This window comes from Streptomyces sp. enrichment culture (assembly GCF_964273255.1).
Lineage (GTDB): Bacteria > Actinomycetota > Actinomycetes > Streptomycetales > Streptomycetaceae > Streptomyces.
The window spans coordinates 4725728-4738747 of sequence record NZ_OZ186835.1 but is presented as its reverse complement, the minus strand read 5'-3'; the positions used below and the strand labels follow the sequence as shown (position 1 = coordinate 4738747).

Genomic DNA, 13020 nt, shown 5'->3' with positions numbered 1-13020 from the left:
ATGCCTGGTGAATGCGCCACCATGTCCCGGTAACGGGCTGAGAGTGTTTTCGACCACACTCCGGAGCATCCCCACGATCATGGCCGGTTCAAGCGCAGGTGAGGCCCGTCTCTCCTTCACGCAACCGCCGGATCCACCCACAATGCCCCGTTAGTGTGGTGCTTCTGCACCCGCCGGTGACCTTTCCGTGATCTCGGACCCCGCCCGGCAGCAGATCGTGCATCTGGAGGTACCTGCCGTGTCCGTGCCCGCCGTCCTCAAGGCCGACGGCCCGTCGCCGACTCCCACGGAGAGTCCGTCGCCGGCCGTGCCCTCGCTCAGGGACGCCCAGGAACAGGCGACGAACGCCGCCAGCTGGGTCGAGCAGAACTGGTCGACCTGGCTCGCGATCGGTCTGCGCGTGCTGCTCATCCTGGTGATCGCGGCGGTGCTGAGAGTGGTGGTGCGGCGGGCGATCACCAAGCTGATCGACCGCATGTCCCGCACGGGCGACCAGCCCGTGAGCGGCACCTCGCTGGGCGGCCTGCTGGTCAACGCCGAGCGGCGGCGCCAGCGGTCGCAGGCGATCGGCTCGGTGCTGCGCTCGGTGGCCTCGTTCCTGATCCTGGGGACGGCCGCGCTGATGATCCTCGGCACCTTCCAGATCAACCTGGCGCCGCTGCTCGCCTCGGCCGGTGTCGCCGGTGTGGCGATCGGCTTCGGGGCGCGCAACCTGGTGACGGACTTCCTCTCCGGCGTCTTCATGATCCTGGAGGACCAGTACGGCGTCGGCGACACCGTGGACGCGGGCGTGGCCTCCGGTGAGGTGATCGAGGTCGGGCTGCGGGTGACCAAGCTGCGCGGCGACAACGGCGAGATCTGGTACGTGCGCAACGGCGAGGTCAAGCGGATAGGGAACCTCTCCCAGGGCTGGGCGACCGCCAACGTCGACGTCACCGTCCGCTCCGACGAGGACCTGGACCGGGTGAAGGACGTCCTGAGCGACGTCGCCGGGAAGATGAGCAAGGAGGAGCCCTGGAACGAGCTCCTGTGGAGCCCGATCGAGGTGCTCGGCCTGGACTCCGTGCTGCTGGACTCGATGGTCGTGCGAATCTCGGCGAAGACGATGCCCGGCAAGTCCCTCACCGTGGAGCGCGAGGCGCGCTGGCGCATCAAGCGGGCCTTCGACGAGGCCGGCATCCGCATCGTGGGCGGTGCCACCACCCCGGTGGACGCGGCGCCGGGCCCCGATCCGGCCGCGGCCGTCGCGCCCCCGTCGGCGTACGCCAGCTCCGTCTCCCCGCAGTCGATAGCGGCCTCCCCGCTGACCCCGCCGAGCACCACCAAGTGACGCCGGGGGCGCCCGCACGGCGCGCCCCTCCCCCGCTCGCACATGACAGGGCGGCATCCGGGAACCTCGGGTGCCGCCCTGTCGCGTGCGGGGGTGCGCGCCCTTCGCACGCCCCCCTTGACGCCCCTGCGCCGGGGTCGTACGTTTCCCTCCGTCGACAGGAAAGTTTCCTAACAGTGGACGGGCGTCCGCCCGCCGGGCGGCTCGCCCTGGATGGACGTCCCGCCGCGACCGCTGAGAAGCTGGCGGCCCAGGAAGGGCAGGTGTGGCACCCCATGGCAGGAACCGCCGGTACGCCGGGCACCCCGCGTGTGCTGCGGGCCATGAACGACCGTGCGGCCCTGGACCTCCTGCTGGAGCACGGGCCGCTGTCCCGCACCCGGATCGGCAAGCTGACCGGGCTGTCCAAGCCCACGGCCTCCCAGTTGCTGGCGCGGCTGGAGGCGGCCGGGCTGGTGCTGGCCGGCGGCACCACCGAGGGGCGCCCGGGGCCCGGCGCCCAGCTGTACGAGGTGAACCCTGCCGCCGCGTACGCCGCCGGGCTCGACGTCACCCCCGAGCGGATCCGCGCCGCCGTCGCCGACCTGACCGGCCGTGTCGTCGGCGAGCACGACGTGCCCGCCCCGGGGCGCCGTTCCGGCGTCCCCGTCGTGCGGCAGGTCACCGACGCGCTGGACGGTGCGGCGAAGGCGGCGGGGCTGACCCGCGCCGACGTCCACCGGCTGGTCATCGGCACGCCCGGGGCTTTCGACCCCACGACCGGCCGGCTGCGCTACGCCTCCCACCTGCCGGGCTGGCACTCCCCCGCGCTGCTCGACGAACTGGCCGCGGCCCTGCCGATGCCCGTCGAGTACGAGAACGACGTCAACCTCGTCGCCCTGGCCGAGCAGCGGCTGGGCGCGGCGCGCGGCCACACGGACTTCGTCCTGCTCTGGAACGAGGCCGGGCTCGGCGCCGCCCTCGTGCTGGGCGGCCGGCTGCACCGGGGGTGGACCGGCGGTGCGGGCGAGGTCGGCTTCCTGCCCGTGCCGGGGACGCCCCTGGTCCGTCAGGTCACCCGGGCCAACAGCGGCGGCTTCCAGGAACTCGCCGGTTCCCAGGCGGTTCCCGCCCTGGCCCGCGAGGCCGGCCTGCAGGACGTACCGGACGGCTCGTACGCCGAGGTGGCCACCGCACTGCTGGCCCGGGCCGCCGCCGCCCCCGGCCACCCGGGCCACCAGCGCCTGCTGCGGGCCTACGCCACCCGGCTGGCCACCGGTCTGGCCTCGCTCGTCTCCGTCCTCGACCCCGAACTCGTCGTGCTGAGCGGCGGCTCCCTCACCGCCGGCGGTGAGGTGCTGCGCGCGCTCGTCCAGTCCGAACTGGAGGAACTGGCCGCCTCCCGGCCCCGCCTCGTGGTGGGAGACGTGCGGGAACAGCCCGTGCTGCGCGGCGCGTTGGAGAGCGCGCTGACCGCCACCCGCGACGAGGTCTTCGACACGTCCCGCTGACCCCCGCCCCGTCCGGGTTCCGCACCTCCTTGCCCTCTCCCCGTCCAGAGTCCGTGGCCTCCTGACCCTCTCCCGTCCGGGGCCCATGCCCTCCCCGCCCTCTCCCGTCCGAAGTCCATGCCCTCCCCGCCCTCTCCCGTCCGGGGTCCGTGCCCCCCGGCACTGCCCTCCGGGGTGGGCGGCCTCCGATCCCTGCCCCCTACCCCCTCCGGGCCCCGCGGCCTCCGCGGCCTTCCCCCCTCCCCGCCTTCTCGTCCCGTCGGCCGGAAGGCGTTCATCGGGGCGTCACCCGCGACGGCGTGAAGAGGGGAGCCGCACCGGCCGCACTCCCCCGGGACCGCCCGGACAGACCCCGGACCACGACGGCACCCCCGTGTGCCCGGCACCGAAAGCGAGGCAATCCGCTGTGAAACTCACCGTGGTCGGCGGAGGCTCGACCTACACCCCCGAACTCGTCGACGGCTTCGCCCGGTTGAGGGAGACCCTCCCCGTCACCGAGCTGGTCCTCGTCGACCCCGCCGCCGACCGCCTGGAGCCGGTCGGCGCCCTGTCGCGCCGCATCCTCGCCCGTCAGGGACACCCCGGCACCGTCACCACCACCGCCGACCTGGACGCCGCCGTGGACGGTGCCGACGCCGTGCTGCTGCAACTGCGGGTGGGCGGCCAGGCCGCCAGGATGCGGGACGAGACGTGGCCCCTGGAGTGCGGCTGCGTGGGCCAGGAGACCACCGGCGCGGGCGGTCTCGCCAAGGCGCTGCGCACCGTGCCGGTCGTCCTGGACATCGCCGACCGGGTCCGCCGGGCCAACCCGGCCGCCTGGATCATCGACTTCACCAACCCGGTGGGCATCGTCACCCGGGCCCTGCTGCGCGCCGGCCACAAGGCGGTCGGGCTGTGCAACGTGGCCATCGGGCTCCAGCGCAGGTTCGCCGCCCACCTGGGCACCGACCCCGGCCTGCTGCACCTGGAGCACGTGGGCCTGAACCACCTCACCTGGGAGTTCGGCGTGCGCCTCGGCGGCCCGGAGGGCGAGGACGTGCTGCCCCGCCTGCTGGCCGGGCACGGCGACGCCATCGCCGCCGACCTCCGGCTGCCCGCCGCCCTGCTGCACCGGCTGGGCGTGGTCCCCTCCTACTACCTGCGCTACTACTACGCCCACGACGAGGTGGTGCGGGAACAGCGCACCGGGCCCTCCCGCGCGGCCGAGGTCGCCGACATGGAGCGCCGCCTGCTCGCCCTCTACGCCGACCCGGCGCTCGACCGGAAACCGGAACTGCTGGCCCGGCGCGGGGGTGCCTATTACTCGGAGGCCGCCGTGGACCTGGCGGCCGCCCTGCTGGGCGGCGCGGGCAGCCGCTACCAGGCCGTCAACACGTTCAACGAGGGCACGCTCCCCTTCCTGCCCGACGACGCGGTGATCGAGGTGCAGGCGACGGTGGGCCCGAAGGGGCCGGTACCGCTGCCGGTGCCGCCCGTGGACCCGCTGTTCGCGGGCCTGATGGCCGGCGTCACCGCGTACGAGGAACTCGCCCTGGAGGCCGCCCTCGACGGCTCCCGGGAACGGGTCTTCCGCGCGCTCCTCGCCCACCCGCTGGTCGGGCAGTACGACCATGCCGAGCGGCTCACCGGCGACCTGATCGCCCACAACCGGGAGCACCTCGCGTGGGCCTGAACGCGGGCGCCCGGACCGGCACGGACGGGGGCGCCGTGGCCTGCCGCCCGGGTGCGGACGCCCGGGCCGGCGCGCTCGGCGACGTGCGGGCCGCCGTCCTCGCCGTCGACGCCGGCAACAGCAAGACGGACGTGGCCGTCGTGACCGGCCGCGGGGAGGTGCCGGCCACGGCCCGGGGAGGGGGGTTCCGCCCGGCGGCCGTGGGCGTGACCGCCGCCGTGGACGCGCTCGCCGAGACGGTCGGCCGGGCCCTCGCCGCGGCGGGCCTGCCCGCGGTGTCCCACGTGTCGGCCTGCCTGGCCAACGCCGATCTCCCGGCGGAGGAGGAGCAGTTGACCGCCGCGCTGAGCGCACGGGCGTGGGGCGGCTCCGTCGAGGTCCGCAACGACACCTTCGCGGTGCTGCGTGCCGGGGTCGCCGAGCCCCGGGGCGTGGCCGTGGTCTGCGGCGCGGGGATCAACTGCGTCGGCATGCTGCCCGACGGCCGCACCGCCCGCTTCCCGGCGCTGGGCCGCGTCTCCGGTGACTGGGGCGGCGGTTGGGGACTGGCGGAGGAGGCGCTGTGGCACGCGGCGCGGGCCCACGACGGCCGCGGCGCCCCCACCGTCCTGGCCGAGGCCCTGCCCGCCCGCTTCGGGCTGCCCGGCATGCCGGAGCTCATCGAGGCCCTGCACCTGGGGGACCTGCCGCCGTCACGACGGCACGAGATGACACCCGTGCTGTTCACCGCGGCGGCCGGCGGCGACGCCGTCGCGGGGGCGATCGTCGACCGGCAGGCCGACGAGGTGGTGACGATGGCGACCGTGGCGCTGGACCGGCTCGGCCTCCTCGGCGAGGAGGCGCCCGTGGTCCTCGGCGGCAGCGTGCTGGCCGCCCGGCACCCCCGGCTCGACGACCGGGTCCACGCCCTGCTCGCCGTCCGGGCCCCGAAGGCGGTCCCCCGGGTCGTCACCGCGCCCCCGGTGCTGGGCGCCGCCCTCCTGGCCCTGGACCGGCTCGGTGCCCCGCCCTCGGCCCGGCAGCGCCTGCGGAAGCACTACGGGGCGCGGGGGACCTCGGCGGCTCGGCGGACTCAGGGGGCGTAGTCGGCCCAGGGAGCGTAGTGGGGCGTAGTGGGGCGCAGAGGGCGTGCGGTGGTGCGCGGGGTGGTGTGGGGTGGGCCTCCGGGTCGGCCGTCGGCTGCATCACGGGCCTCCTGCCCGGCCTTGCCCCTGGGGCCCGGCCCCTGGCTCCACCCCCGGGCCCTCCCCCCGCCTCCGCCGGGCGTCCGCCGACGGTTTCTGTCTCCGTGCCGCGTGTCGCGGGAACCATGGCGCGTTCCCGGACGTGTTTCCGAGAAGGGGAGAAAAGGACCGCGACCGGGCCGGGGCGCCGGGGGAATATCCGGCAACAGTGCTGCAATCACATCAAGATCGCGTCACACCCGGTGCGAAGGACGGTCCCGGCAGCGATACTTGCCGCGACGGATGACCATGGGGGAGGTCAGCAGTGACACCGAGGCCGGACAGCGGCACGGCACCGCCGGGCACTTCGCTGCCCGCCGTACCCTCCCCGCCCACGCCCGGTCTCCCCGCCGTCCCCGGTCAGCCCGCGCCCCCGGGCGGTGTCCGGCCCCGCCCGGCGGCGCCCGCGCCGGACGTGCGGCGCTCCGCGTTCGCCGAGGGCGCCGAGCAGCTGCGCAGGGCCGCCACCACCGAGCCCGGACGGCTGCGCATCATCGGTGCCGTGCTGGCCGCGCTCGTCCTCGCCTTCGGCGCGGTCTCGGCCTGGCAGATGACCGACCGGGCGGCCGCCGCGGACGACGTCCTGCACCGCAGCCAGCCCCTCAGTTCGGACGCCGCCGACATCTACCGCTCGCTCGCCGACGCCAACACCGCCGCCTCCAGCGGCTTCCTGGCGGGCGGGCAGGAGACCGCCGGCACCCGCGAGCGCTACGAGCGGGACATCCGCACGGCGGCGGCCAAACTGGTCAACGCGGCGGCGAGCTCCGACCCCGACTCCCCGTCGGCCGCCACGATCACCGAACTCAACCGGCTGCTGCCCGAGTACAAGGGCCTGGTGGAGCGCGCCCGCACCTACAACCGCCAGGGCTATCCCGTGGGCGGCGCCTACCTGCGGTACGCGAACGAGAAGATGCAGAAGGAGATGCTCCCGGCCGCGGAGGACCTGTACCGGACGGAGAACCAGCGGCTGCGGGCCGACTACGCGGACGCGACGCCGTACCCCTGGGCGGCCATCGCGCTGGGCGTGGTCGCGCTGTCGGCGCTCGCCTGGGCCCAGCACCGCACGTACCGGCGCACCAACCGGCTGCTCAACCACGGGCTGGTCGCGGCGACGGCGGCCGCCTCGGTGATTCTGCTGTGGCTGGCCGTCGGCCACACCCTGGCCCGTTCCGGACTCCACGACTCCCGCGACCAGGGCGTCCGTTCGCTCGAAGTGCTGCACGACGCCCGGATCGCCTCCCTGAAGGCCCGCGGCAACGAGAACCTCACGCTGGTGGCCCGGGGCGCCGAGACCCGCAAGGTCGGCGACGACACCGTCGACGCCTACGACCACGACTTCGGGCGCGAGATGGACGCCCTCGGCAAGGGACTCGCCCACGCGCGGCGCCTCGCGGACGACGACGCCGGGGCCCGGCCGGTCACGGCGGCCCTCGCCAACATGCAGGAGTGGAAGAAGCGGCACGGGGCCGCCCGCGAGCAGGACGAGAACGGCAACTACCAGCAGGCCCTGGACATGGTCATCGGCGCCGAGGGCGCGACCGGCGAGTGCTTCGACGGCGTCGACGAGCAACTGGCCGCCGCGCTCGCGCACGAGGAGTCGGAGTTCCAACAGGCGGCCGGTGACGGCCGGGACGCGCTGACGGGGCTGCCCGCGGGCGCGGCGGTGCTCGCTGTGCTCGGGGCAGCCGGTGCGGTCCTGGGCATCGGGCGCAGGCTGTCGGAGTACCGGTGAGAGGGGGCGTGATGCGTACCGCACAGCGGGTGCGGGCCGGGCTGAGGGGCTGGGGCGGAGTCGGCGCGATGGCGACGGCCTGCGCCGTCGCACTGGTCTTCGCGTTCCTGCTGACCTGCACGGGTTCCGCCGCCCGTCAGCCGGCCCGGTCCGGGGCGACGGCGGGCCCGTCCGGCGGCGGGGTGGCCGAGGCCGGGCAGGCCGTGGCCGCCGACGACTGCACGGACCCGGAGAAGCAGACCCTGGCCCCCTCCGGCGACGACGGCCCGGCCATCGAGGCGATCAAGAACCGGCCGGGCGAGAAGCGCAAGCTCGTCGTCGGCATCGACCAGAGCAGCTACCGGTGGGGCTACCGGGACGTCAACGGCCCGGACACCGCCCGGCTGGAGGGCTTCGACATCGACCTGGTGCACCGGATAGCCGAGGACATCCTCGGCGACCCGGACGCCGTGCAGTTCAAGGCGATCCCCACCGACCAGCGCATACCGGCGATCCAGGACGGTCGCGTGGACATGGTGGTGCGGACGATGACCATCAACTGCGCGCGCATCCGGGACGTGGCCTTCTCCGCCCCGTACTTCAAGACCGGCCAGCAGGTCCTCGCCCCCAAGTCCTCGCCCGTGAAGGGGTATGCGACGCTCGCGGACCGCAAGATCTGCACGGCGGCCGGCTCCACGGCCCACGCGAAGCTCACGGCGGACCAGGAGGCGGGTCTGCTCCCGCGGTCCGCGGACATCGGCACCACGGTCCCCAATCAGCTCGACTGCCTGGTGCGGTTGCAGCTCGGCGAGGTCGACGCGGTGGTCACCGACGGGGCGCTCGCGGCGAGTCAGGCCGCGCAGGACCCGACGGTCGAGCTCAAGGGCGACGCCTTCACGACCGAGTATTACGGCGTGGCGATGAAGAAGGACGCGGACGATCTGGTGCGCCGGGTCAACAGGATCCTGGTGGACTTCCGCGAGGACACGGCCGGGGGATGGCAGAAGTCCTACGACACATGGTTGTCGGCGACACTGGGCGGGGATTCATCGAAGTCGGAGCCCCCGGCACCGGCGTACCTGCGCACGGACTGAGGCTCCCCGGGACCGGCAGCGGTCCCGGACGAAGCCGCGCCCCGGACCGCCCGGCCGCCCGGCCGCACCACGAGAACCGCCCGCACGACCGCACGAACGCACGACCGGAGGACCGACCCGACCGGAGGACGAGACCGACCGCAGGACGAGACCGACCGCACCGCATCCGGCCGACCCACCCCTCAGGCCACGACCGACCCACAGCGAAAGGTGATCGATGGGCGACTCGGAGTCCGCCGGACCGGTGCTGGACCGGGACGAGGTGGACCGTGCGCTGGCCCGGCTCGGCGCGGAGCACGAGGCGATCGAGACCTCGCTCCTCGCCCTGCAGGACCACGCGGGCAGACGGCTCCTGGAGGGCGCCCGGCTGACCGGTCTGACCGCGGAGCGCTGGGCGGCCACCGAGGCGGCGATCACGCTGCTGTGGACGTACTTCGACGCGTACACGGACGCCCTGCGCACCGCCCGCGACATCCGGGCCCGCCGCCGCTGGTCCAGCCGCGAGGACCTGGTGGACCTCAGCCACCTGCTGCGCGGCGAGTGCGTGACGCTCGCCGGGTCGGCGGCGGCCGTCGCGGGCGCCGCCGGGCCGTCCGGCGGGGGCGGAGTGCTGAGCGAGCGCTATTCGCTCGCCACGCTGGTGGACCGGATGAACGAGCTGTACGCGTCCTCCCTGGACATCGTGGTCACCGCGGACGCGGTCTGGTCGGCGCTGCCCGCCCGGATCGACCTGCTGGCCGCCGAACTGGGCCGCACCCGCAAGCTGGCGCACTCCGTGGGCGTGCGCCCCGGCGAGCATCCGGCGGGCGACGACCTGGAACGGATCACCCGCACCCTGACGCGCCTGCGCGAGCAGGTGGTGTCGGATCCGCTGGCGTTCTGGACGCCCGCCGAGGGCAGCTCCGCCCCGGGCGGCGGACGGCCGGACACCACGGTGTACGACCGGGAGGCGCGGGCCCTGGAGGACGTACGGCGCGAGATCGACGCGGTGCTGACGGTGCGGCAGGACGCGGAGCAGCGCATCGTGCGGCTGCGGGACGTGCTGTCCCGCGCCGACCGCACGCTGGCCGAGGCGCGCACCGCGCGCGGCGAGGTGCTGGCGAAGATCGCGGCGACGGAGGTGCCCGTGGTCAGCGGCCCGCCGACGGCCCTGCAGGAGCAGTTGGCGGCGGCCGCCGAGTACCGCCGGCACGCGCAGTGGCACCGCCTGTCCCCGCTGCTGGAGTCGCTGGAGCAGAAGGCCGAGGACGAACTGCTGCGCGCCCGTGAGTCGTTGACCGCGGTCACCGCGCCGCTCGCGGTCCGCGCCGAGCTGCGCGGCCGGCTGGACGCGTACCGGGCCAAGGTGGCCCGGCACGGCCTGGCGGAGGACCCGCTGCTGGTCGAACGGTACGAGAAGGCGCGCCGGATGCTGTGGAGCGCGCCCTGCGATCTGCGCGCCGCCGAACAGGCGGTGCTGCGCTACCAGCAGGCCGCGGCCGAACTGTTCGCCGCGGCTCCCCGGGTGCCGGGCCAGGCGGGCCCCGGGCGCGGGATGTCCGACGACCGGACGGGGCCGGGCGCGTGAGGGTCAACGGGGAGGCGGCGTCGTGAGCGAGGCGCGGAACGAGGAGGAAACCGGGGTGCAGGGCGCGGGGCCGGGCGCCTGCCAGCGGCCCGACTGCGGGGGCGCGTACGAGGACGTCGGCGGCGGCGAACTGTACTGCGACACCTGCGGTCTGGCCCCGGTGGTGTCACCGACCGGCTCGGTCGTCTCGCCGCCGACCGGGGTCACCGCCGGCGGCCGGGACCCGCACGGCACGTCGGGCAGCGGCACCTCCGGCAGCGGCACCGGCGGCGGTACGGGCGGCAGCGGCGCGGGGGCGGCGTCCCCGTCGTCCCGCCCGTCGCCCTCGTCGGCCGGCTCGCCGCACTCGCCGTACGCACCGCACTCGTCGCAGTCGTCCCGCTCGTCCCGCTCGTCCCGCTCGTCGCAGTCGTCGAAGTCCCGGCGTTCGGTGTCGGGGCGGCTGTCGCGGTCGCTGTCCGGGCGGTCCTCGGCCCGTTCGGTGTCGGTGCGCAGCTCGGGCTCCGGCGCGGGATCCTCCGGCCGGAGCCGGCTGGGCGCCGGCCTGGTGCAGGTGCCCCCGATCCCGCGCCCCGATCCGCGGGCGATGGTGCTGGACCGTGCCGAGGTGCCCGAGCGCAAGCGGTTCTGCTCGCGCGCGGACTGCGGCGCCCCGGTCGGCCGGGCGCGGGGTGACCGGCCGGGCCGGACCGAGGGGTTCTGCACCAAGTGCGGCCACCCGTACTCGTTCGTGCCGAAGCTGTCGGCCGGGGACGTGGTGCACGGCCAGTACGAGGTCGTCGGCTGCCTGGCGCACGGCGGTCTGGGCTGGATCTACCTCGCCGTCGACCGGGCCGTCTCCGACCGGTGGGTGGTCCTCAAGGGCCTGCTGGACACCGGTGACCAGGACGCGATGGCGGCGGCGATCTCCGAGCGGCGCTTCCTGGCGGAGATCGAGCACGCCAACATCGTGCGGATCTACAACTTCGTGGAGCACCTGGACCAGCGCACCGGCTCCCTCGACGGCTACATCGTCATGGAGTACGTGGGCGGCAAGTCGCTCAAGGAGATCGCCAACGCCCGCCGCACCCCGCAGGGCAGACGGGACCCGCTGCCGGTGGAACAGGCGTGCGCGTACGGCATCGAGGCGCTGGAGGCGCTCGGGCACCTGCACAGCCGCAACCTGCTGTACTGCGACTTCAAGGTCGACAACGCCATCCAGACCGAGGACGAGCTGAAGCTGATCGACATGGGCGCGGTGCGCCGCATGGACGACGACGAGTCGGCCATCTACGGCACCGTCGGCTACCAGGCCCCCGAAGTGGCCGAGGTGGGCCCGTCGGTGGCGTCCGACCTGTACACGGTCGCGCGGACCCTCGCCGTGCTCACCTTCGACTTCCAGGGCTACACCACCGTCTTCACCGACTCGCTGCCCGACCCCGACACCATCGAGGTGTTCCGGCGGTACGAGTCCTTCTACCGCTTCCTGGTGCGCGCCACCGACCCCGACCCGGACCGCAGGTTCGCCTCCGCCCAGGAGATGGGCGAGCAGCTGACGGGCGTCCTGCGCGAGGTGGTGTCGCTCCAGACGGGCCGTGCCCGCCCGGCGCTGTCCACGCTGTTCGGACCGGAACTGCGGGTGACCGACACCGAGTTGTTCCCGGCGCTCGACGGTGACGTGACCCGGCTCGGCGGACGCGTGCCCCGGCCGCGCAGACGGCCCGGCGCCCCGGCCCCGGCCGCGCCCCCTCGGGCCGCCCTCTCCCCGGCACTCGTCAGGCCCGTCGGCACGGCCGCCGCCGCTCTGGCCCTGCCGGTCCCGCTGGTCGACCCGGGCGACCCCAACGCCGGTTTCCTGGCCGGTCTGTCGGCCTCCGCGCCCGGAGACCTGCTGCACGCGCTCGCCGCCGCGCCCGCACCGTCCACCGAGACCCGGCTGCGTGAGGTCCGGGCACGGCTGGAGACCGGCGACGCGCCGGCCGCGCTGGCGGTGCTGGGCGCCCTGGAGGAACGGGACCCGGACGACTGGCGGGTGGTCTGGTACCGGGGCGTGACGTCCCTGGCGACCGGCGACCACGAGGGCGCGGCCCTCGCGTTCGACGCGATCTACGACGCCTTCCCGGGCGAGATCGCGCCGAAGCTGGCGCTCGGGCTGTGCGCGGAGGTGCTGGGGCAGCTCGACAACGCCGCCGAGTACTACCGCCTGGTGTGGTCCACCGACCCGAGCCACGTCAGCGCCGCGTTCGCCCTCGCCCGGGTCCGGCTCGCCTCCGGCGACCGGCGCGGTGCGGTGGGGGCGCTGGAGTCGGTGCCGGAGTCGTCGATCCACTACACGGCGGCCCGGGTGGCGGCGGTACGCGCCCGGCTGCGTGGGCGGACGGCGGCCGAGGGTGACGTACCGTTCCTCGACGACCTGTCGGCCGCGGCCGGGCAGGTGGAGGCCCTGGAGGCGTACGGTCTGGATCCGGCGCGCCGCGAGCAGTTGGCGGCCGAGGTCCTCGGCTCGGCGCTGGACTGGGTACTCTCCGGGGGCCGGGGTTCCGCTCCGGCTCCGGTGCCGGCCGCGGCCGGGACCGGAGCGGTGAACTCCGGTGCCGCCGGGGGACGGACACTGCTCGGCAGCGGGCTGGACGAGCGGGGGCTGCGTTTCGGTCTGGAGCGTGCGTACCGCACGCTGGCCCGGCTGGCCCGCAGTGGTGAGGAGAGGATCGACCTGGTGGAACGTGCCAACCGTTACCGCCCCCGGACGTGGGTGTAGTTCATGTCGCAGATGCCCCAGCAGGCCGCTTCGCCGAGGTGCCCGAGCTGCGAGGAGCCCCTCGAGTCGGGTGATCGTTTCTGCGGTGCGTGCGGACACGATCTGTCCGCGGTTCCCGCGCGCCCGGCCGACCATCCGACCATCGCCATGAACGGCGCCGCCGCGCGCCCGGCGCAGCACGGCCGTCCGCCGGCCC

At 74.9% G+C, this 13020-nt stretch carries 8 protein-coding genes; all 8 read left to right on the top strand.

Going from position 1 to position 13020, the window contains the following annotated elements:
• Positions 1-238 precede the first annotated feature (238 nt).
• Positions 239-1330, top strand: a complete 1092-nt coding sequence (locus tag ACSU53_RS20550; RefSeq protein ID WP_437033304.1) for a mechanosensitive ion channel family protein — start codon at positions 239-241, stop codon at positions 1328-1330.
• Positions 1331-1605: 275 nt separating this feature from the next.
• The gene (locus tag ACSU53_RS20545; protein WP_437029791.1) at positions 1606-2820 is read left to right on the top strand and encodes an ROK family transcriptional regulator; all 1215 of its coding nucleotides are present in this window, start codon (positions 1606-1608) and stop codon (positions 2818-2820) included.
• A gap of 406 nt (positions 2821-3226) precedes the next feature.
• Positions 3227-4492, top strand: a complete 1266-nt coding sequence (locus tag ACSU53_RS20540) for a 6-phospho-beta-glucosidase (RefSeq protein ID WP_437029789.1) — start codon at positions 3227-3229, stop codon at positions 4490-4492.
• 83 nt (positions 4493-4575) lie between these two features.
• Entirely contained in the window at positions 4576-5577 is a 1002-nt protein-coding gene (locus ACSU53_RS20535) for an N-acetylglucosamine kinase (RefSeq protein ID WP_437033303.1), read from the top strand.
• A gap of 403 nt (positions 5578-5980) precedes the next feature.
• Positions 5981-7447, top strand: coding sequence for a hypothetical protein (locus ACSU53_RS20530; protein WP_437029787.1), 1467 nt, complete (start codon positions 5981-5983; stop codon positions 7445-7447).
• 11 nt (positions 7448-7458) lie between these two features.
• Positions 7459-8520 (top strand): glutamate ABC transporter substrate-binding protein, encoded by a 1062-nt coding sequence (locus ACSU53_RS20525; protein WP_437029785.1) that lies wholly within the window; start codon positions 7459-7461, stop codon positions 8518-8520.
• Between the two features lie 217 nt (positions 8521-8737).
• Positions 8738-10087, top strand: coding sequence for a hypothetical protein (locus ACSU53_RS20520; protein WP_437029783.1), 1350 nt, complete (start codon positions 8738-8740; stop codon positions 10085-10087).
• A 22-nt stretch (positions 10088-10109) separates the two neighbouring features.
• Positions 10110-12824: a tetratricopeptide repeat protein gene (locus ACSU53_RS20515; RefSeq protein WP_437029781.1), complete on the top strand. Its 2715-nt coding sequence runs from the start codon at positions 10110-10112 to the stop codon at positions 12822-12824.
• The last annotated feature ends 196 nt before the right edge of the window (positions 12825-13020 follow it).